The organism is Soonwooa purpurea, assembly GCF_053891095.1.
The window spans coordinates 94,458-115,084 of sequence record NZ_JBSSMA010000003.1 but is presented as its reverse complement, the minus strand read 5'-3'; the positions used below and the strand labels follow the sequence as shown (position 1 = coordinate 115,084).

The window sequence follows — 20,627 nt, the reverse complement described above, 5'->3', positions numbered from 1 at the left end:
GTTTTTTTTAAAACTAAAACGAAATTTTGAAAGTGTTTTATTTTAAAGTTAGACTTTCTAAGAGATTGAATATTTAGATTCTTTCCAACTCATCGCCGCTTATCACCGTTTTGAAAGTACCGTAGTTAACTGTGATTTTATTTTTATTAATCATCTCAATCGTGCCAACACTTGTACTTCCAGCGATACGAACACGTTGTCCAACTTTCAACCAAAGCGCACGTTCTTTTTGACGTTTTTCTTCTATCTTTTCGTTGGTTTCAGCAATTTTTTCCTGAACTTCTTCTTTCTTTAATTGCTGTGTAATTTTGCGTTTTACAACTTGTAGACGTTTGCTCTCATCTTTGTCGGCACCTACTTTTCGGAACTTTTCTTGTTCCAAAAGTTTTACAAAATCTTTGACAACTTCTTTTCTGGATTTTCCTTTGGTATAGCTGTCTATAAAGTTTTCTACTTTGTTACCGAATTGTAATTTGCGGTGTTCCTCTTCATATAATTTTTGAAAATTAAATAACTTTTGTTGCAATTGCTCATTCAGTTTATGAAGATTGTCGCGCTTGTCTTCTACAGACTCTTTGCGTACGGTAAGATCCGATTTTAGTTTTTCTACTTCGTATTTTTCTTGTTGTAGTTTAACAATGGTCTTGTCAAGATTAACGATGTCGTGTTCTACTTTTTTCTTGGCGTTATGAATGATAAATCTCGGGATTTTGTTTTTCTCAGCCACTTCAAAAGTGAACGAACTTCCTGCCTGGCCAATTTCCAGTTTGTACATCGGTTCCAAAGTTTCTTCATCGAAAAGCATCGCAGCATTTATCGCGTGTGGAAGTTGCTCGACAACCAGTTTGATGTTGGTGTAATGCGTCGTGATAATGGCAAAACTTTTCTTTTCGTAGAAAAATTCGAGGAAACTTTCTGCCAATGCGCCACCTAATTCTGGATCCGAACCTGTGCCAAATTCGTCAATTAATAGCAAAGTGTTTTCGTCGGCTTCGCGAATGATACTCGCCATTTTTTTAAGACGTGAGGAATAGGTGGAAAGATGATTTTCGATGGATTGATTATCGCCAATATCCGTCATTAATTTGTCAAAGAAAAACATCTCACTTTTTGGATGTACAGGAACTAAAATCCCTGTCTGAATCATGAGTTGCAACAATCCTAAAGTCTTTAGCGTAATCGATTTTCCACCAGCATTGGGACCAGAAATACAAATGATTCTGTTGTGGTCTGACAATTCTAAAGTTTGTGGAAAAATGGCTTTATTCTCAGCCGTATTTTGTAACCATAATAATGGATGAAAAGCATTGATAAGCTTTAGACTTTTATGTCGATTTATCTTTGGTAAAACACCATTGATGAGTTTCGCAAATCTCGCTTTGGCACGTATGATATCGAGATTGAAAATATATTGTTGATAGCTTTCTAGTTGTGGTTGAAAGGTCGATAGCTCAGCAGTAAGTTTTCTAAGAATTCTGTCGATTTCCTTTTTTTCTTCCTCTTCATTTTCACGCAGTTTGAACTGGTGTTTTATAACGCTTTCTGGCTGGATGTATGTAATAGAGCCTGTCTTGGAAACACCTAAAGTTCTTCCAGGAACCCGTTTTTTATAACCCGATTTGATAGCTAGCACACGTTGGTCGTCTATAATACTTTCGCGGATATCATCCAGAAAATCGCCTTGTGCTAAAGCGGACAAAGCTCTGTTAAAATTCTCCTGAATGGCTTTTTTGGCATGTTGAATTTCCGAGCGAAGTATTTGTAGATCCGAAGAAGCATCGCTTTTGACTTCGCCAAATCGGTTGAAAACTTTGTTGACTTTTTCAATAATTTCTTTTTGAAAATCCAAGTCTTTGACATCGTTATTGAGAATTGGAAAAATATCAATCAGCTTTGGAAAATAGTTTTGAAGTTTTCCGACTTGTTCTGTCAGATTTTTAATTTTAATAAAAGCATGATTGTCTAGTCGATAATTCTCGATGTGCATGACTTTTAGTTCGGCTTCAATATCTTCATATTCATCAAACGGAATCGCGTTGTCACTTTCATAAGAACTTAAAAATTCTGATGTTTTTTTCAACGACAATTCGGCTTCATCTATTGGCATTGGTTTTAGATGAAGGATGTTCTCGGATATTTTTGGAGAGTAGGCGAGTGGCGCGATTTCGGCCAACAAACGTGGAAACTCTAATTCTTGTAAATTTTCTGAACTAACTTGCACCATGCAAAGATATAAAATGATGTTTATATTTTGTGAAATTGTATGCTTGTCGCATTTTTTATTTAATCATGTATAAATATAAAAGAGCTGCTCCCGAAAGAGCAACTCCGAAACGTGGAATTTATATAAAGTGTGTGTTTTTAATTATATCTTAGCATCGAGACAAAACTGTAATGTTAAGTCATCTTTCACGACTACCATACCGCCCATTTTCTTCGGTGGTGTGATTTGAAAGTCACTGAATTTTACGTTCTTTTTTGCGCTAAGCCTTCCGTTTTGGTTTGAAAAATTAATCTGATACTTCTGCGTTTTGTTCATAATCTTAACTTCCACATTCGCCAGATATTGATTGTTACTGGTTTTTGAGAAGTTGAGGAACTTCACGTACATATTTGGAAATTGTTTTTCGGATAATGTTTTTTTGAAGTCGTTGGTCATCACTCGATTTTTACAATCGAAGCCACCAACTTTGATTTCCAATTCGGGAAGCTGCGTATCTACGAAGCTAAGTTTTTGGCTTTCACCCGAAATGTCATTAATACATTTGAAAGCGTTGACATTGGTTTTGCCATTTATTTCTATAAAATTTTGCTGACCATAAGTTTTTAATACACCAAAGACAGCAAACAATAGAATGTGAAAAATTTTCATCATGAAAAATTTAAAAGAAGGGGAAAGTCTTAGGGAATTTCCCCTTCTAGTACAAACAATATAAACTATAAAAAATCTAGAATGAAATGGCTGCTTCTAAAACAAAACCATTAAATTTTCCGTTGTGCAAAATGCTTGCAGGTGAGTAGCCATCATATTTCTGACTAACATATTCTGCTTTCGCCATGATATTTTTTGTCATGAACCAACCGCCACCGATGTTGTAACGAGATACTTCTACATCTTCTTTGGTTGCTAGTTCTCCTTTTACCATGTTGTAACGTCCGCCTAGGTATAGGTTTTCGTTATTTCCGAATCTGTAAAGCAATTCAGCACCATATTGATTCCAAGTTCTTCTGTCAACCTCTGCGAAGTTTCTACCAGAAGAAGTTTCGAAGATTCCGAAGAATTCTAAACCTTGGTATTTCACAAATGGGTTAATCATAAAACTGGTCATTTTATTTTTGAAATCTGGAACAACTTGACCTGATTTGAAGTTGGCAGAAGAAGTTGCTGCTGCGTTTTCCATCACAAAATAGTATCTAGAACCTGCTCTGTCGCCATCGTAGAAATCTAATCTTTGTGTTTGCGCTGCGTTATAAACGGAACCTGTTAAACGTACTCTAAGGTCGTCGTTAACTTGTTTGTCATAACCCACTTTTGCATATACAGAAGGACTTGTTCCGCCAGTTGCATTTTGGTTAAGTCGTCCATTGGTAACACCAGCCATTCCTAAGAATCCATTTCTTTGATAGTAAACTTCTGCGAAAACCATAGTTGCATAAGCATCCATAAGGTAATTTCCTACAAATGGATTACGAAGCGTGTAGGCATTATCACTTCTTCTAAAGTGCGCATCACCGTAGTTGATTTCGTCCTGACCTACTTTGATTGTAGCATATTTCATAAAATCGCCTAAGAAGTCTTTTTTAATAAAATCTAATTTGTCGATTTGTAAATATCCACCTTTCACATAAGTTTCGTTGTGGTGTCTTGATGAAAGGAAAGTTCTCAAATGTAAGTTAACACCATCGTACAAAGCTACATCAATGTCTAAGTTAGCTGTAGGAAGGTTAAAGTTATTTCCGATATTGTATAACTTAGTTGCAGGAACCGATGGGTCTGCGCCGCTTTCGTGTTTAATACCTTGGAATTGTAGAGCAAATGCACCACCAACTTTAACTTTCAACTTTTCAAAAGTCGTGATAGAATCTTTTGGACTTTCGAATTGGTTGATACCATGTTGGTCTTTTGGACTGAAGTTATCAAACTTTTGTTCTTGTGCATAAGCTAATCCACTGAAGAAAATTGCACCTAGGGCTGTTGCTTTTAGTATTGTAGATTTCATAGTTTTTTGATTTAATTGTTTATAAATAGTTGAGTTAAATATTATTTAGTTGTTACATTAAAGTTGATGTTTATCTCATCTCCAGATTTTATGGTTCCCATCATCACACTTGGTGGTTTTATCCCGAATGTTGTCATCTTCATTTTTGTACTACCTTTTATAACATAAGAATTGCCATTTTTTGTAACACTTACAGGAATACTGATATTTTTTGTAACATTGCTAATGGTCATATTACCTTGTATCGTCGCAGTTCCTGATGTCGGCAGGCTAGCTGCTGTGAAAACGATATCTGGATATTTCGTCGTGTTCAAAGCTTTGTAAGCATTTTTATCCAATGATGAGTCTTTGCTCTTTAAGCTCGTTGCTTTCATTACGAATTTTACATCCTCGATTTTGTTACCATTAACATCACCTGTAAAAGTTGACTGCGTGGATGTCATATCCCATTTGTGTAATGTTGATGTACCATCAATTTTTATATTAGAAGATTGTTGACTTATTTTTTGTGCATTTAAAAAGTTAGCAGAAAGTCCAAGCATTAATGCGCCAACCAAAACTCCAATTTTTGTAGATGTATTTTTCATATTTATAATTTTTTATAGTTATTATTGAATTATCTTTGTTAATTTTCTAATACAAAAGTATGAATAATTGATATTAAGATGAAATTATTGAGTATGATAAATATCCTAACGATTGTTAGTTTTTGTGTTATTATTAATATTATATTTAAATAATTAAGAATAATTAATAAATTAATCAAATGTTTGATAAAGCAGCTAAAAAATGTTATTAGATGTTGAATAAAAAATAGTCATTCTTCAATGAAGCTAATTTTTTCTGACAAAAATCAATCTCTAAAGTCTATTTATTATTAAGAATTCTCGTAAATTATAATAAGCTTGTTTTTTTCTATTCTAAACAGAAACTACATATAAATACAGCTTGCTGCATTTTATTATTTTTAAACAAATAGTTTGTATGCGAAATAAAAAGAATAGCTTTGTATTCCAATATGTACGTTATGATGAATTTGTCGGATCATTTATGTTTCAAAACTTATGTACTTTCTCGATACTTGACCAGTTTGTACAACACTTTTCTGGATGAGATATCTTTGACTTATCCGCAATATTTGGTGATGCTGGTTTTGTGGGAAAACGGCAGTATGCGTATCACTAAAATTGGTGAGTTTTTGCATTTGGACAAGGCTACGCTAAGCTCATTACTTAAACGAATGGAGAACAACGGCTTGTTGACGCGTGTTCGCAGCTCTTCAGACGAAAGAATCGTCCAGATAAGTTTAACCGAAAAAGGAGCGAAGCTCAAAGAAAAAGCAAGTCATATTCCTTTTGCCGTTCAGGATTGTCTTGGGCTTCCAAAACTTACAAAAGATCAACTCATGTCCAATCTCGACGACATCATCATCAAATCAAAAAAATAAATCATGCAAAAGATAGGAATAATAGGTTGTGGCTGGCTCGGATTGCGACTTGCAGAACATTTGTCACCACGATTTGAAATTTATACCACGACAACCTCAATCGATAAAAAAGAAACTTTGGATGCTAAAGGATTTCATCCCACTTTAGTTTGTTTTACAGATTATCAACAGACCGAAAAAACAGAATGGAATATTATTTCGGATTTGGACATCATCATTATTACGGTACCTTTTTCTGAAAAAACATGTTGTGTCAGCTCTTTATACAACAGGAGTCAGAATTTGCATGCCTTTATTGGAGATTTTAAAGGATTGATGTTTTTCATGAGTACTACAAGTGTTTATCCCAATTTAGAACAAGAATTTGTGGAAGAAGATGTGCCTCTTAATCAGGTTTCAGGGGAACGCATGATGAAAGAGAAATTTCCACAAATTAATATTTTACGTGTAGCAGGATTGATGGGCGACAACCGACTATTGTCCAATTATAATATTTCGAATTTGGATGTGTCGGTTAATCATATTCATTATGTGGATATCTGTTCGGTTGTGGAAAAGATGATGGCATTAAAATCTCAATCCAAAGTTTATAATGTCGTTGCACCACTTCATCCGAGTAAATCTGAAGTCATTAACGCTCAAAAAAATAAGCCTTACGCCGAAGAATCCGGGCCAAAAGGAAAACGAATTTCATCTGCAAAATTAGTTGCTGATTTGGACTTTGAATTTCAATATCCAGATCCGCGGTATTTTCATTTATAATTCAAGATTTGCAAGAATATTTTTTAATCATAAAATTCCTTAGGATATTCCACCATTCCGCTGATGTTTTTCAGTCCATTTTCCTCGAGTTCAATCGCCATACAATTTTCATCGGGAACATCAAACGGTAATTTGATATTAAAAGATTTAGCAAGTTTATAACCAAATCTTGGATAATAATTTTCGTGACCAAGAAGAATTATGGACTTAAAATTCAATGCCTTTGCTTTGTCGTGTGCATAGCTTATGAGAGAAGCTCCAATTCCTGTATTTTGAAGTTTTTGTAATACAGCAACTGGAGCTAATGCAAGAGATTCAAACTCGTTTTCGGAATTTTTAATCTTCAATTTTGTCAATAAAATATATCCAACAATGCGTTGGTCAACTTCTGCAACAATCGATAATTCAGGGATGAAATTTTCAGATTTTCTTAATCTTTCTACAAGAAATTGCTCTTGATGATCGGACTGGATTTCATTTTCGAAGGCATTTTTAATGAGTTCAAAAACCTGTTCGTAATCCTTTGAGTTTTCTTGTTTTATTTTCATTTTCTGAATTTCAAATTTTGTTTTTAGCGCAGCATAATATCACCACCATCAGCCATTAAAGTCTGTCCCGTCATGTATTTGCTGTCTTCACTAAGAAGGAAAGCTACAATCGGCGCAACGTCATGTTGTGGATCTCCAAAACGTCCCAACGGTATTTTTTCGACCACATGTTGGTAATCTTCTGGGAAATTTTCTTTCCAATTTTTGACACCTGCGGTAAAAGCTAAAGGACAAACGATATTTACCCGAATATTATCCGCAGCCCATTCGGTTGCTGCCACACGACTCAAACCCCGAATCGCTTCTTTTGCCGCTGCGTAACTCGCCTGAAATCTGCTTCCTTGCAATGCTGCGCCCGAACCGAAATTCACGATAGCACCTTGCGATTTTTTGAGTTCCGGATAAGCGGATTTCATGAAATTAAGCGTGGCGTTAAATCCTGTTCCGAAGGAAATCGCCCAATCGCCCTCGGTAAGATCCATGAGTGGTTTTTGTCTGGAAACATGCGCATTGTTCACCACGCCGGTTAGTTTTCCGAATTGGCTTACGGCAATGTTTACGGCTTCATCGGCAACCGATTTTTGAGAAACATCTCCTTTTAGGAAAATAACTTTTCCCGGATTGTTTTTTTCGATTTGTGCGCCTGCTTCTTCATTCACATCTACAGCAATTACAGAAGCGCCGCGCTGAACAAGTTCTTGGGTAATGCCACCGCCGATTCCCGCAGCACCGCCGGTAACGATGATGACTTGATTGTTAAGTGTATTCATCATAATGGAATTTTGTTTTTAAGTTGGATTAAAGTTTTACGGTTTTTTTTGAGTTCTATTTTAATTTCGGAAAATAGGTGTTTGTTTTTAATGACAATCATTTTCGGTAACAGCTTTGGCTTCTAAAAGATTGGTAACATTGTAGACACTTTCGTATTTTGCTGAAAAACCGTCATTGGATTTTCCTTGGTCTTGCGCTTGTATTTCAACAAAAATTGGAGTGTAAGGTTTTTGATCTTTGGTGAGCTGGCTGTAAACGTCTTTTATTTTTCCTGTTTGATCGGAAATCCAATAGAGCTTATCGCTTCCACAGGCTTGGAAAGTCCGAACTTCATGACTGAAAACCAATTGTCCTTTTAGGTTTTTAGATTTTTGCTGAGATTTTGTGTTTACTTTTTTGTAGTTCAAAAGTTGCATTTTATCTTTTAAAACCAATTCTTTGTCATTCAGTTTTTGGATGAAATAAATTTTGGAGTCGATGGAAGACTGTTTGTTACCGATGCTTTTTGCGGTCAAAGTAAGTTGGTTGCCCTCCACGCTCCATCTTTGATACAGTAAAGTTGACATAGTATCCGATTGGGCCGTACCGTCGCCAAACAAGCTAAAATTCAATGCACTTTCTGATTGGTCTTCCCAAGAACCGATAAGCATTTTTTTGTTGTTCTCTGTTAATTGGTCGGTTGATATTTGTTCATTAACCGATTGATTGCCATTGTTCTGAATGTTTTTGCAAGAAGAAAGAAATAATCCACTTCCCAGAAGAATCGCGAAAATAGGTTTGAAATTGAATGTCATTTTTACATATTTTGATTGATAAAACAGTTTCTGTTGTTGCTTATAATAAAGCAGGAACAGTGCCAATCTTCATTTGTGAGAAAGAAAATAATTCAGTAAAATAGAGTGTGTAATTCCTTTCTTGCTTTCAGCCAATTGTGTTGAATTTGTGTCAAACTTTAGTTAGTGCAGAGCCTTTGTGGGCGGCAATATGATCCGATTTGTCGCTTTTTATTTCGTATTGCGGATCAGCAGCTGTGGCATGATGCGTGTAGGTTTTGTATTTAAAATCTGTTGTGTGTATTTTGATAATCGTTCCCGAAACAATACCCGCTTCCGAATTCCATTTTACCTTGTCGCCAACTTTAAATTTTGTTTTCATAATGATTCTTTTGATTGATGAAAAGCTAAAAGATATTTGTCAATATAGTGTTGTTTTTCTTTGGATTTGTATTGTTGAATGTAGCGTGGATGTTCTAAAACTATTAAGCGGTCAAATAGTTTGACTTCTTGATTTAGTTTCTGAATAAAATTGGCATTTTTCTTTCCAAGAACATAGACTTCGGAAGTGTTCAACCCTATGTTGATGTGCTGCTGCAAATATGTTATCATGTAATCTTTTACGTCGTCGAACAAATCTTTATCATCATAATAATTGGCATTCAATAATTGTCCTTTTTTTGCTTCCCGAACAATAGCCAATGGAAAAGGCGAGTTGATATAAAAATCATTATAAAAGTCTTTTGCTCCACCATAAGCAGCAATCATCTCGTACATGAAAACCGAGGAAATTTCATGGGTATGGGCCGATTGCATTTTTATTCCACAAATACTGTCCAAACGTTTTGTATCGGTAAACGGAATTCCTGTTATTCCTGCACCATGCCGACTAGGATTGATACCAATAATAAATTTTCGTTCTTTGTTATCGTTGTAATATTTATGATAAAAAGCTTGCATTACTTTTAAAGTTTCTGGATTGTCCATATAAGGATTCATTACCCGAAAAGTTTTTGGGAGTTTTCCTGTATATTGCAAACTGCAATTAAACGCAATTACTCTATCTGCAAATGTTTTTGACAATTTTATAGATGTTTTTTTGTTATTATAATTAGTACATTTATTATGCCACAAGACTTTTATTTTGTTGTAACAAACTAGGCTTTAGGTATTTTGCGTTTAGGAAAGTGCTATGTTTCGAACAATGCCATGAAAAGTATCAAAATAGTATCAAAAGTTCTCATTATTTAAAGATTTTCTGTTTTAAAACTTTTCTTTAGGTTTCCCGAATATATTCTTATTCAAAATTCCTTAATAAAAAACTGAGGTTTCGCTGTGTTCTTAATCAAATCATTATCTCTGATTGGGTCACAAGAATTTAAATCAATTACTAGAAAAATGAACATAAAATATACTAAAAATTATATAGTCATTTTCCCTTAATGAATTTTTTTATCTTATGTAATCCTTGTAAATTTATAGCTGCAAAAGTCATCACAATATGATCGATCTGAAATCTATGTATTCTCAATCCCAAGAGCAAATTCTAAAGCAGTTTAACGTTCAGCAAGCCGAAGGCTTGAACGATCAACAAGTATTGCAAAACCAAAAAAAGTTTGGCTTCAATACCTTGACTGAAGAAAAATCCAAATCTGTTTTCAAATTGCTTTTGGAACAAGTGAACGATGCCCTCATTTATGTTTTGTTGGGCGCAGTGATGATCACTTTATTTTTGGGAGAATGGGTAGATGCCATCATTATTTTGGTGGTTGTTATTCTGAATGCTGTTTTGGGTGTTTATCAGGAAATGAAAGCTGGAAACGCCATTGCAGCGCTCAAACAACTTTCCAATCCGCACGCCATTGTTAAAAGAAATGGACAAACTTTCGAGATCAACACCTCAGATTTGGTTCCTGGCGATTTGGTTATTTTGGAAGCGGGACGAAATGTTCCTGCCGATATTAGAATCATCGAAGCCGCCCATCTTCAAATCGATGAATCTGCTCTTACAGGAGAATCGGTGGCCAGTCCAAAAACTGCCGAAGCTTTGTCCAGTAAAACAGATCTTGGCATTGGCAATCTTCACAATATGGCGTTCATGTCCACATTGGTGACGTATGGCAGAGGCGTTGGCGTGGTTGTAGGCACGGGAAATTCTACAGAAATTGGTAAAATCGCCACGATTATTTCTGAAGAAGAAGACCGCAAAACACCTTTGGAAATTCAATTGGCCGAACTCGGAAAAACTTTGGGTAAAATTGCTATTGGTGTTTGTGCCCTTATGTTTGGGATTGGATATTTTCAGGGGCGCGAGGTTTTCGAACTTTTCATGACATCGGTTTCTTTGGCTGTGGCTTCTATTCCGGAAGGTTTAGCCGCCATTGTGGCCATCGTCCTTTCGGTGGGGGTTACCAAACTGGCACGTCAAAATTCAATTGTCAAAAAATTACCAGCTGTAGAAACTTTGGGTTCGGTAAGTGTTATTTGTTCGGATAAAACAGGAACGCTTACTCAAAATAAAATGACCGTTACGCAATTTTATACTTTTTCTGATGCTTTAATTGATGATTTTTCTACTATTAAAACGAGTGCTTCCCAATGCTTAGCGAAAGGTATGTTTCTGGCTTCAGATGCCACTTTGGAAGATGATGTGGCAACGGGTGATCCTACGGAAATTGCTTTATTGATGTTTGCAGATGATTTAAAATTAAACCGTCAAAAACTTACGGATTCTTGTCCCAGAATTGGTGAGTTACCTTTCGATTCCGAACGAAAAATGATGTCCACATGTCATCTTTTAGCTGATGAAACTCGAGAAATTTATGTTAAAGGCGCCTTAGATTCTATTTTATTACGTTCTAAATATGTGTTGGAAAACGATGAAGTAATCCCACTGACCGATGTTCACAGAATGCTGATACAGGAAGCTTCAGAAAAAATGTCGGACCATGCGTTACGAACTTTGGCTCTGGCGTACAAACGGGAAAATTCGGATATTCCGAAAACACAATACGAAAACGATCTTATTTTAGTTGGTGTGGTGGGGATGATGGATCCGCCAAGATTAGAAGTAAAAGATGCCATTAACGAAGCAAAACAAGCCGGGATTATGACCGTGATGATTACGGGCGATCACAAAAATACAGCCATGGCTATTGCCAAAGAATTGGGCATTGCAACAGATAACAAACAGGCTATTTCTGGTGTGGACCTTCGAATGATTGCGCCAGAAAAATACAACGATACGGTAACGGAATGTCGGGTTTTTGCAAGGGTTTCCCCTGAAGATAAAGTGAATATTGTAAAAGCTTTTCAGTCCAAAGGAAATATTGTGTCGATGACGGGTGATGGCGTGAACGATGCGCCATCTCTGAACGCTGCCGATATTGGCGTTGCGATGGGAATTACCGGTACAGATGTGGCAAAATCGGCTTCGGATATGATTTTGGCGGATGATAATTTCAGTACCATTGTTAATGCGATTGAGCAAGGCCGAATTATCTTTAACAATATTAAAAAATCGGTTCTATTTTTACTTTCCAGTAATTTGGGCGAAGTAATTACCATGCTTATTGCGGTGGTTGCGGGAATGCCGATGCCATTAATTGCGACCCAATTGTTGTGGATTAATTTAATCACCGATTCGTTGCCGGCTTTGGCTTTAGGTTTAGATTCGGGAAGTACAGATGTGATGAAAGAGCAACCTCGAAAGCTATCCGAAGGTTTCTTTGCTAACGGCGGTGCCGCCAAAGTTTTAATCGCTGGAGTATTGATTGGTTTGGTGACTATTTTTGGATTTTGGCATGGCTACAATCAACACGGTTATTCTCCTTTTGATTCTAATGTTCCCCAAAATGTTCTTGAATATGCACGAACACTGGCTTTTATGACTTTGGTTTCTTGTCAGCTTTTCATGTCTTTGTCTTACAACAGCATTCACCACACTATTCTGAATGGCGGTTTGTTAAGAAATAAATATTTAATAGGCGCTGTGGTAGTGGGATTCCTAATGCAGACGATTGTTTTGTATATTCCTTTCTTGGCAGAAGCTTTTCATTTGCAGCCGTTGCATGGTGAAGGATGGCTTTGGATTTTAGGTTTAGGTTTAATTCCGATGCTTTTAAATGAAATGGTGAAATTATTTAGGAAATAAAATGTGGTTGTCTCAAAAGCCTAAAATTACTAGATTTTGTCATTTAGAACGTAACAAAGCATAGAATTTTATGTAAATTGAGGTTTAACTAGATTTAACGACGTTGAGCCTTCGGTTTCTCGTTCTTGGGAATGACAAAGTGTTTATTATGACAGTTTTTCAATGAATTTTAATCATATGCATTTAAAAATAGTGATTTCTAAAATTCAGTATTTAAATTATTAAATTGTCATCTACATAGGCATCGTTTAGGACGTAAGCCTCGGGAGGTGGGCATTTGTTTTTTTATTAACATTTTCTTCGAAATTTGTTGTGTAGGCATAAAAAATTAATTTTGATATTTTTTTTGATTTTAAAAATATCGGAGCCTTGTTAGGCCTTCGAGCTCTAACAAGGCTTTCTAATTATAGATAAAATATGCTACGGATGACTATTATGCGCCGCGGATGGAACGGTATGTTGGAGCTCGCGCCGCAGGCTCGGGCAATAGCTTTGAGGCGGCGCAGCGACTAGTGACAGCCGGAAATGGCGCCGTTAAAAAAAAGATAATTAATAGTTAAAATAAATTATTTGTAACCTTTTGGCAAACTTATTCGTATAATCTAATAGAACTCTATATTGAGGAATATCTATAATGAGACAGTTAAAAATTACAAAACAGGTTACCAATAGGGAAACCGCTTCGCTTGACAAGTATCTGCAAGAAATTGGAAAAGTTGAATTGATTACTGCCGACGAGGAAGTAGATTTGGCACAACGCATCCGTGCTGGCGACAGAGCCGCTTTGGAAAAATTAATTAAAGCCAACCTTCGTTTCGTCGTATCGGTATCAAAACAATACCAAAACCAAGGACTTTCGCTTCCAGATCTTATTAACGAGGGTAATTTAGGCTTAATGAAAGCTGCGAAACGTTATGATGAGACGAGAGGTTTTAAATTCATTTCTTACGCAGTATGGTGGATTAGACAATCTATCTTGCAAGCTTTGGCTGAACAATCGAGAATTGTAAGACTTCCGTTGAACAAAATTGGGTCTATCAACAAGATTAACAAAGCCTACGCACATTTAGAACAAGAAAATGAAAGACCACCTTCTCCAGAAGAATTGGCTGAAGTATTGGACATGAGCGAGGAAGACATCAAAGAATCTATGAAGAATTCTGGACGTCACCTTTCTATGGATGCCCCTTTGGTAGAAGGAGAAGACTCTAACCTGTACGACGTTTTGCGTTCTGGAGAATCTCCAAGTCCTGACAAAGATTTGATGCTAGAATCTCTACAAATCGAAATTGAGCGCGCATTGAATACTTTGACGCCGAGAGAAGCAGATCTTGTTAGATTGTATTTTGGTCTTGGTGGAAAACATCCTATGACTTTGGAAGAAATCGGAGAGACATTCGATCTTACAAGAGAGCGTGTTCGTCAGATTAAAGAAAAAGCTATTAAACGCCTAAAACACAACTCAAGAAGCAAGATTCTAAAATCTTATTTGGGTAAATAATTTTAACGATTTTAAATATTAAAGCCTCGACGAAGTCGAGGCTTTTTTGTTTTCTTAAAGATAATTATAGGCAACTAATTAGCAGCCTATAATTGATTATTTTTAAGATTCTAATAATTCCCTTTTTCAACATAATGAGCCGCAATTTTTTCGGTAAGTGCTACCACATTTGGTGTGTTGGTGTATTTCGTAAATCTTCTAAGTCCAGAAAGCATCATTCGTTGCTCATCACCTTCGGCGAAAGAAACAATGCCTTCTTTAGCTGCTGTGATAATGGCATCAACCGTTTTGTATAAATTCAACTGAGCCATTGCTGCTTCTACAGAATCTGGTGCGAAATGTTTTTCAGCTCTTAATACCGCTGATTCTGCCATGTAGATTTGGTTCAGGATTTCAGAAGCGTTTAACAATAAGTGTTGTTGTTTCTCAATATCCATCATGTATTTTTGAAGGGCAGCTCCAGAAACCATTAAGAAAACTTTTTTCAAATTGGCAAGAAGTGCTTTTTCTTCACTCATGAATGCTGAATAATCGGGAACATCGAAAGATGGAATTCCCATTAATTCTTTAGAAATAGCCATTGCCGGAGAAAGAAGATCCAACTGACCTTTCATGGCTCTCTTGATCAACAATCCAACGGCAAGAAGTCTGTTGATTTCGTTGGTTCCTTCGTAGATTCTTCCAATTCTGGCATCTCTCCAAGGCGCTTCCATTGGGGCATCTTCGGAGAATCCCATTCCACCATAAATTTGGATTCCTTCGTCCGCTGTTTTTTGTGTTAAATCCGATACGAAAACTTTCAAAATTGAACATTCAACGGCATATTCTTCAACACCTTTCAATTCCGCTTCCTGATGGTTCATTCCACCTGCAACCAATTCATCAATTTTGTCCTGAATATCTTTTGCAGCACGGTAAACTCCAGCTTCCGAAACGAAAACGCCAGTCGCCATTTCAGCCAATTTTTTACGAATCGCTCCAAAAGTAGAAATAGAAACATTAAATTGTTTTCTCTCATTTGAATATTGAAGCGAATGGTTTAGAATTCTTCTTTGTCCGTCCAAGTTTGCCGCACCCAATTTAATTCTACCCACGTTTAAAGCGTTGATGGCGATTTTAAAACCGTTATTTCTTTCTCCCAAAAGATTTTCCACAGGAACTTTCATATCGTTGAAGAAAACCTGACGGGTAGAAGAGGAACGGATTCCCAATTTGTGCTCTTCTTCACCAAAAGTCATTGAATTTGGATCTTCCAATTCGCTTCTGTTGATCACGAAACCGGTGATGTTTTTGTCATCGTCAATTCTTGCAAAAAACGTAAAAGTATCTGCAAAACCTGCGTTAGAAATCCACATTTTTTGTCCGTTGATGATGTAGTGTTTTCCGTCTTCAGAAAGTACTGCTTTGGTTTTTCCTGAATTGGCATCAGAACCTGCATCGGGCTCTGTTAAGCAATACGCCCCGAATTTTTCACCTGTTGCTAAAGCCGGAAGGTATTTGTTTTTTAGATATTCGGATCCATAAAGTAGGATAGGAAGCGTTCCAATTCCGGTATGCGCTCCGTAAGCTGTTGCTAAAGAACCATTGGCTCCAGAAGCTACGTCACAAGCCAAAACTGTAGAAACGAAGCCCATTCCAAGTCCGTTATATTGTTCCGGAACAGCAATTCCTAAAGCGCCCATTTCTCCTAATTTTTGCATGCATTCGTGGGTTAATGCATAATCTTTACTCTCGAAACGAGGGTTGTTTGGGATTACGTCTCTATCGATAAATTCGCGAATACTGTCACGAAGCATTCTTTGTTCTTCTGAAAGTTCTTCTAAAGTGAAGATTTCTGTTGTAGGAACTTCTTTGATAAGGAACTCGCCACCAATTAAATTTGCCATATGATTTTGTTTTTATTTGTAATTAATTATAGTTTTTTAGATGATAGACGGATAGATGACAGACGGATAGACTTTTATTGATTTAAAGTGTTTTGAAAAACCATCGTCGCTTTTTGAAATTCTTCGATTTTATTTTCAAAAATTTCACAATTTTCATCAGCTAGATATTTTCTGTGGGCAGCCAATAAAAGTTGAGTCTGAAGTTCGAATGAAGAACCTAAAGAAATATCTAAAAAATGACTGAACGATTTATTTGTTCTACTGGAACCTTCTGCAATATTTGAAGGGATTGATATTGAACATCTGTCCATTTGACTTTTCAAGCCGTATTTTTCATAAGCCGGAAAAGTATCCGTTAGATCCAAAGTGATTCTTGACAAGTCCATTGCCATTTGCCATATTTTTAATTTTTTAAGATTATGTCGCTTAAAATCACTCATTTTTTTCAATTATCTAATATCTCTTCGTCTATTATCTCCTTGTCTCTTATCCTTAAGTCTAAACTAAAGCAGTTCAAAAATCGAAGCCGCTCCTTGTCCGGTTCCTACACACATAGAGACCATTCCGTATTTGTTGCCGCGTTTTCTCATTTCATCAAGCAACTGAACGGTCAATTTTGTTCCTGTACAACCCAGTGGGTGACCAAGTGCGATTGCGCCGCCGTTGACATTCAGAATATCCGGATTTAAGCCTAATTCTTTTTTGATGGCTACGGATTGAGAAGCGAAAGCTTCGTTTAATTCGATTAATTCGATGTCTTTTAGTTCTAAACCAGCTTGTTTCAACGCTTTTGGAATGGCATAAATTGGTCCCATTCCCATGATTCTTGGTTCCAAACCTGCTGCTGCATAAGCGACTAATCTCGCTTCTGGTTCAAGGCCTAATTCTTTCACCATTTCTTCGGACATTACAATCACGAAAGCCGCACCGTCACTCATTTGAGATGAATTTCCTGCGGTAACAGAACCTCCGTTTGCAAAAACGGGACGAAGTTTAGCCAAACCTTCCAAAGAAGTATCGGCTCTTGGACCTTCATCTACCGAGAAATCGAACTTTTTGGTTTGCATTTTCTGGTTTTCGTCCAAGAAATTATATTCCACAGGAATTGGAACAATTTGGTTGGCAAATTTCCCTTCCGCATTGGCTTTTAAAGCTTTCATGTGAGATTCAAACGCAAATTGGTCTTGCTCTTCACGAGAAATATTGTATTGTTTTGCCACTTCTTCCGCAGTGTAGCCCATTCCCCAATAATAATCGGGGTTTGTTTTTGCGATATCCGTTTCTGGAACGGGTTTGTAACCGCCCATCGGAATATACGACATCGATTCTGTTCCACCCGCGATGATGCAATCTGCCATTCCGGCTTGGATTTTAGCGGATGCAATCGCAATCGCCTCCGAACCCGATGCGCAATATCTGTTCACGGTAACACCAGGAACTTTGTTGGTATTTAATCCCATTAAGGAAATTAAACGCGCCACATTCAAGCCTTGTTCTGCTTCTGGCATTGCGTTTCCAACGATGAGATCGTCGATTCTGTCTTTATCTAATTGTGGTACAGCCGCCATTAATTTTTCAATTACGGTAGCCGCCATGACATCGGGTCTTGTAAAACGAAGAGAACCTTTCGGCGCTTTGCCTACTGCGGTTCTGAACCCTTTTATGATATATGCTTGTTTCATTTTAGTTGAGAGATTTTTAGACAAGAGATTTGAGACTCTTGCCAGTTTTAAATAAGTTTTTTATTAATATTTTCTTTAAAAACGTAAATCATTTTTTGAACTTCATCGAGTTTATTCAATAAAGATTCATTGATTTCTCCAGAAATAAAATTCAATTTTTCACATATTATTAATTGTGTCTGAAGCTCATAGGAAGAACCATATGCAATATTTAAAAAATAATAAAATTCTTTTTCTCTTTCTCTTCCAGCTCCTTCAGCTATATTGGAAGGAATTGAAAAGGCTGCTCTTTTAATTTGTGAGGAAAGTCCATATTTTTCATCATTAGGCAAAGTTGCCAATGCTTTATAAACATCAACACATAAATTAATTGATTCACTCCAGATTTTTAATTTTTTAATATTATGCATAAACTTTTATTAGATTTAAGTTTTATATCACTTAGTCTCAAGTCTCAAGTCTTAAAGTCTCAAGTCTAATTACGAAGTGGTTTTCCATTTTGCAACATGTACTGAATTCTTTCCAAAGTTTTTCTTTCGCCACATAATTGCAGGAAAGTTTCTCTTTCAAGATTTAATAGATATTGTTCAGTAACAACAGTTGGTTCAGAAAGATTTCCGCCTACTAAAACGTTCGCTAGTTTGTCCGCAATTTTCTTGTCGTGTTCTGAAATGAAATTACCGGTTAACATTTGGTCGGTTCCTACGTAGAACATTCCTAAAGCATCTTTTCCAAGAACTTTTACAGTTTGCTCAATTGGTTGGGTGTAACCTTGTTCGGCCAATAATTTCGCTACTTTTTTAGCTTCTGCAATCTGACGTTTCTTGTCAACCACCACGATGTCTTTTCCTTTTTCAAGGATTCCCATATCGTAAGCCTCGTAAGCGGAAGTCGCTACTTTACCCATGGCGATATTCATGAACGCATCACGAAGACGGTTGTTTTTAACATCATCTGCATGGAATTCTCTAGATGTTCTCAACGCAAATTCTTTGGAACCACCACCGCCAGGAATGACACCAACTCCGGTTTCTACCAATCCGATGTAGGTTTCGGCAGCGGCAACAACACGGTCTGCATGCATGGTCATTTCGCAACCACCGCCCAAAGTCATTCCGTGAGGCGCAACTACGACTGGGATTGATGAGTAACGAACGCGCATCATCGATTTTTGGAAATACGCGATTGCCATATTCAAATCGTCCCAATCTTGCTCAATTGCCATCATCAAAATCATGGCTAAATTGGCTCCTACAGAGAAATTAGCACCTTGATTTCCAACTACCAAACCGTCGTATTCTTTTTCGGCAAGATCGATGGCTCTGTTTAATCCGTCCAGAACTTCGCCACCCAAAGAATTCATTTTAGAACGAATTTCGAAATTGATGATTCCATCACCTAAATCTAAAATGGCCGAACCGGAATTGCTCCAAAGGGTTTTGTTTTTTCTGATATTATCTAAGATGATAAATGCTTCCTGACCAGGGATTTGATCGTAGTTTCCTGTATTTTTATCGTAGAAAATACTTTGTCCTTCATCATTTACTTTATAAAAAGTTTCATTTTTTGCAGCTAAATCTTTCGCCCAATCAGAAACTTCGTAACCGGCTTCTTTCGCCAAATCAATTCCTTTTTGAATACCAATTGCATCCCAAATTTCGAATGGTCCATTTTCCCAACCGAAACCAGCTTTCATGGCATCGTCGATTTTATAGATGTCGTCAGAAATCTCTGGAACTTTGTGTGAAACATACGCGAACATCGCTCCGAAAGAAGCTCTGTAGAATTCGCCCGCTTTATCCTTTCCACCAATTAGAACTTTGAATCTGTCAATAGGTTTATCGATGTTTTTCGTTAATTCTAAAGTCGGGAAAGCTACTTTTCCTTGAGGTTCGTATTCTAAAGTGTCTAAGTTTAATCTTAAAATTTCTGATTTTCCGTCGGCATTTTTCACTTTCTTGAAGAAACCTTGGTTGGTTTTTGAACCTAAGAAATTATTGCTCATCAAGAAATCGATGTATGAAGGCATGGCGAACTGATCTTTGAAGATCTCTTGTTCAACACCGCTTTCACGAACACCGTTGGCAACGTGCACCAAAGTATCTAAACCAACCACATCCGCTGTACGGAAAGTTGCTGATTTTGGACGACCGATTACAGGACCTGTCAATTTATCAACATCAGAAATATTCAATCCTAATTTTTGGATGGTGTTGAAGATGTTCATAATCCCGAAAACCCCAATTCTGTTGGCGATAAATGCAGGCGTATCTTTTGCAAGAACGGTTGTTTTTCCTAAGAATTTCGCACCGTAAGTCATGTAGAAATCGACAATTTCTGGTTTTGTGTGCGGCGTAGGAATAATTTCTAAAAGTGGTAAATATCTCACCGGATTGAAGAAATGCGTTCCTGCGAAATAATCTTTGAAATCATCGCTTCTACCTTCTGTTAAAAGGTGAATTGGAATTCCCGAAGTGTTGGAAGAAACCAATGTTCCAGGCTTTCTGAACTGCTCAATTTTTTCGTACACCGATTTTTTGATGTCTAATCGTTCCACAACAACTTCGATAATCCAGTCGGTGTTTTTGATTTTCTTTAAATCATCGTCGAAGTTTCCAACTTTAATTCTATCTGCAAATTTCGGAGAATAGAGTAGCGCTGGACTGGCTTTCTGAAGTTTCGCAAAGTTTTCTGAAGCAATACGGTTGCGAACCACTTTGTCTTCTTTGGTAAGTCCTTTTTTCTGTTCAGCTTCAGTCAGTTCAAAAGGAACGATGTCCAAAAGCAAAACTTCTACACCAATGTTCGCAAAGTGTGCAGCAATCCCGCTTCCCATAATTCCGGAACCTAAAACTGTAACGTGTTTGATTCGTCTTTTCATTAT

Annotated in this window: 18 protein-coding genes; 4 read left to right on the top strand and 14 right to left on the bottom strand. The window is 36.8% G+C overall.

From position 1 onward, the window contains the following. Positions 1 to 73: 73 nt before the first annotated feature. From ACVFVN_RS04015 to ACVFVN_RS04000, 4 genes are all read right to left on the bottom strand, one after another. The gene (locus ACVFVN_RS04015; protein WP_456234285.1) at positions 74 to 2,224 is read right to left on the bottom strand and encodes an endonuclease MutS2; all 2,151 of its coding nucleotides are present in this window, start codon (positions 2,222 to 2,224) and stop codon (positions 74 to 76) included. Between the two features lie 141 nt (positions 2,225 to 2,365). Continuing rightward, a complete protein-coding gene (locus tag ACVFVN_RS04010) occupies positions 2,366 to 2,875 on the bottom strand; it encodes a YceI family protein (RefSeq protein ID WP_456234284.1) in 510 nt (169 codons plus the stop codon). 73 nt (positions 2,876 to 2,948) lie between these two features. Further along, positions 2,949 to 4,220 (bottom strand): hypothetical protein, encoded by a 1,272-nt coding sequence (locus tag ACVFVN_RS04005; RefSeq protein ID WP_456234283.1) that lies wholly within the window; start codon positions 4,218 to 4,220, stop codon positions 2,949 to 2,951. A 41-nt stretch (positions 4,221 to 4,261) separates the two neighbouring features. Continuing rightward, positions 4,262 to 4,807 (bottom strand): YceI family protein, encoded by a 546-nt coding sequence (locus ACVFVN_RS04000; protein ID WP_456234282.1) that lies wholly within the window; start codon positions 4,805 to 4,807, stop codon positions 4,262 to 4,264. A gap of 440 nt (positions 4,808 to 5,247) precedes the next feature. Between ACVFVN_RS04000 and ACVFVN_RS03995 the strand changes: the two genes are divergently transcribed. Further along, positions 5,248 to 5,667 carry a MarR family winged helix-turn-helix transcriptional regulator gene (locus ACVFVN_RS03995; RefSeq protein ID WP_456234281.1) on the top strand — a complete coding sequence of 140 codons (420 nt, stop codon included), beginning with the start codon at positions 5,248 to 5,250 and terminating at the stop codon, positions 5,665 to 5,667. Between the two features lie 3 nt (positions 5,668 to 5,670). Further along, positions 5,671 to 6,429, top strand: a complete 759-nt coding sequence (locus tag ACVFVN_RS03990; RefSeq protein WP_456234280.1) for a hypothetical protein — start codon at positions 5,671 to 5,673, stop codon at positions 6,427 to 6,429. Positions 6,430 to 6,452: 23 nt separating this feature from the next. Here ACVFVN_RS03990 and ACVFVN_RS03985 read toward each other — a convergent pair whose 3' ends face one another. The 5 genes from ACVFVN_RS03985 to ACVFVN_RS03965 form a co-directional block, all read right to left on the bottom strand. Continuing rightward, positions 6,453 to 6,977 carry a GNAT family N-acetyltransferase gene (locus ACVFVN_RS03985; protein ID WP_456234279.1) on the bottom strand — a complete coding sequence of 175 codons (525 nt, stop codon included), beginning with the start codon at positions 6,975 to 6,977 and terminating at the stop codon, positions 6,453 to 6,455. Positions 6,978 to 7,000: 23 nt separating this feature from the next. Next, positions 7,001 to 7,750 carry an SDR family NAD(P)-dependent oxidoreductase gene (locus ACVFVN_RS03980; protein WP_456234278.1) on the bottom strand — a complete coding sequence of 250 codons (750 nt, stop codon included), beginning with the start codon at positions 7,748 to 7,750 and terminating at the stop codon, positions 7,001 to 7,003. 84 nt (positions 7,751 to 7,834) lie between these two features. Next, a complete protein-coding gene (locus ACVFVN_RS03975; RefSeq protein WP_456234277.1) occupies positions 7,835 to 8,542 on the bottom strand; it encodes a lipocalin family protein in 708 nt (235 codons plus the stop codon). Positions 8,543 to 8,693: 151 nt separating this feature from the next. Further along, positions 8,694 to 8,903 carry a DUF2945 domain-containing protein gene (locus ACVFVN_RS03970; protein WP_456234276.1) on the bottom strand — a complete coding sequence of 70 codons (210 nt, stop codon included), beginning with the start codon at positions 8,901 to 8,903 and terminating at the stop codon, positions 8,694 to 8,696. Next, positions 8,900 to 9,604 carry an SMUG2 DNA glycosylase family protein gene (locus tag ACVFVN_RS03965; protein ID WP_456234275.1) on the bottom strand — a complete coding sequence of 235 codons (705 nt, stop codon included), beginning with the start codon at positions 9,602 to 9,604 and terminating at the stop codon, positions 8,900 to 8,902. Before ACVFVN_RS03965 ends, ACVFVN_RS03970 begins: the two co-directional genes overlap by 4 nt. A 418-nt stretch (positions 9,605 to 10,022) precedes the next feature. On the opposite strand from ACVFVN_RS03965, the gene ACVFVN_RS03960 reads away from it, so the two are divergent. After that, the gene (locus ACVFVN_RS03960) at positions 10,023 to 12,674 is read left to right on the top strand and encodes a cation-translocating P-type ATPase (RefSeq protein WP_456234274.1); all 2,652 of its coding nucleotides are present in this window, start codon (positions 10,023 to 10,025) and stop codon (positions 12,672 to 12,674) included. Between the two features lie 634 nt (positions 12,675 to 13,308). After that, entirely contained in the window at positions 13,309 to 14,175 is an 867-nt protein-coding gene (locus ACVFVN_RS03955; protein WP_165131683.1) for a sigma-70 family RNA polymerase sigma factor, read from the top strand. A gap of 110 nt (positions 14,176 to 14,285) precedes the next feature. Here the strand turns inward: ACVFVN_RS03955 and ACVFVN_RS03950 are convergent, their stop codons facing one another. From ACVFVN_RS03950 to ACVFVN_RS03930, 5 genes are all read right to left on the bottom strand, one after another. Further along, positions 14,286 to 16,061, bottom strand: a complete 1,776-nt coding sequence (locus ACVFVN_RS03950; protein ID WP_165131680.1) for an acyl-CoA dehydrogenase family protein — start codon at positions 16,059 to 16,061, stop codon at positions 14,286 to 14,288. A gap of 74 nt (positions 16,062 to 16,135) precedes the next feature. Continuing rightward, entirely contained in the window at positions 16,136 to 16,501 is a 366-nt protein-coding gene (locus ACVFVN_RS03945; protein WP_456234273.1) for a four helix bundle protein, read from the bottom strand. Between the two features lie 63 nt (positions 16,502 to 16,564). After that, entirely contained in the window at positions 16,565 to 17,743 is a 1,179-nt protein-coding gene (locus ACVFVN_RS03940) for a thiolase family protein (RefSeq protein WP_456234272.1), read from the bottom strand. A 47-nt stretch (positions 17,744 to 17,790) separates the two neighbouring features. Then, positions 17,791 to 18,153 carry a four helix bundle protein gene (locus tag ACVFVN_RS03935; RefSeq protein ID WP_456234271.1) on the bottom strand — a complete coding sequence of 121 codons (363 nt, stop codon included), beginning with the start codon at positions 18,151 to 18,153 and terminating at the stop codon, positions 17,791 to 17,793. 65 nt (positions 18,154 to 18,218) lie between these two features. Further along, positions 18,219 to 20,624 (bottom strand): 3-hydroxyacyl-CoA dehydrogenase/enoyl-CoA hydratase family protein, encoded by a 2,406-nt coding sequence (locus tag ACVFVN_RS03930; protein ID WP_456234270.1) that lies wholly within the window; start codon positions 20,622 to 20,624, stop codon positions 18,219 to 18,221. Between the last annotated feature and the right edge of the window lie 3 nt (positions 20,625 to 20,627).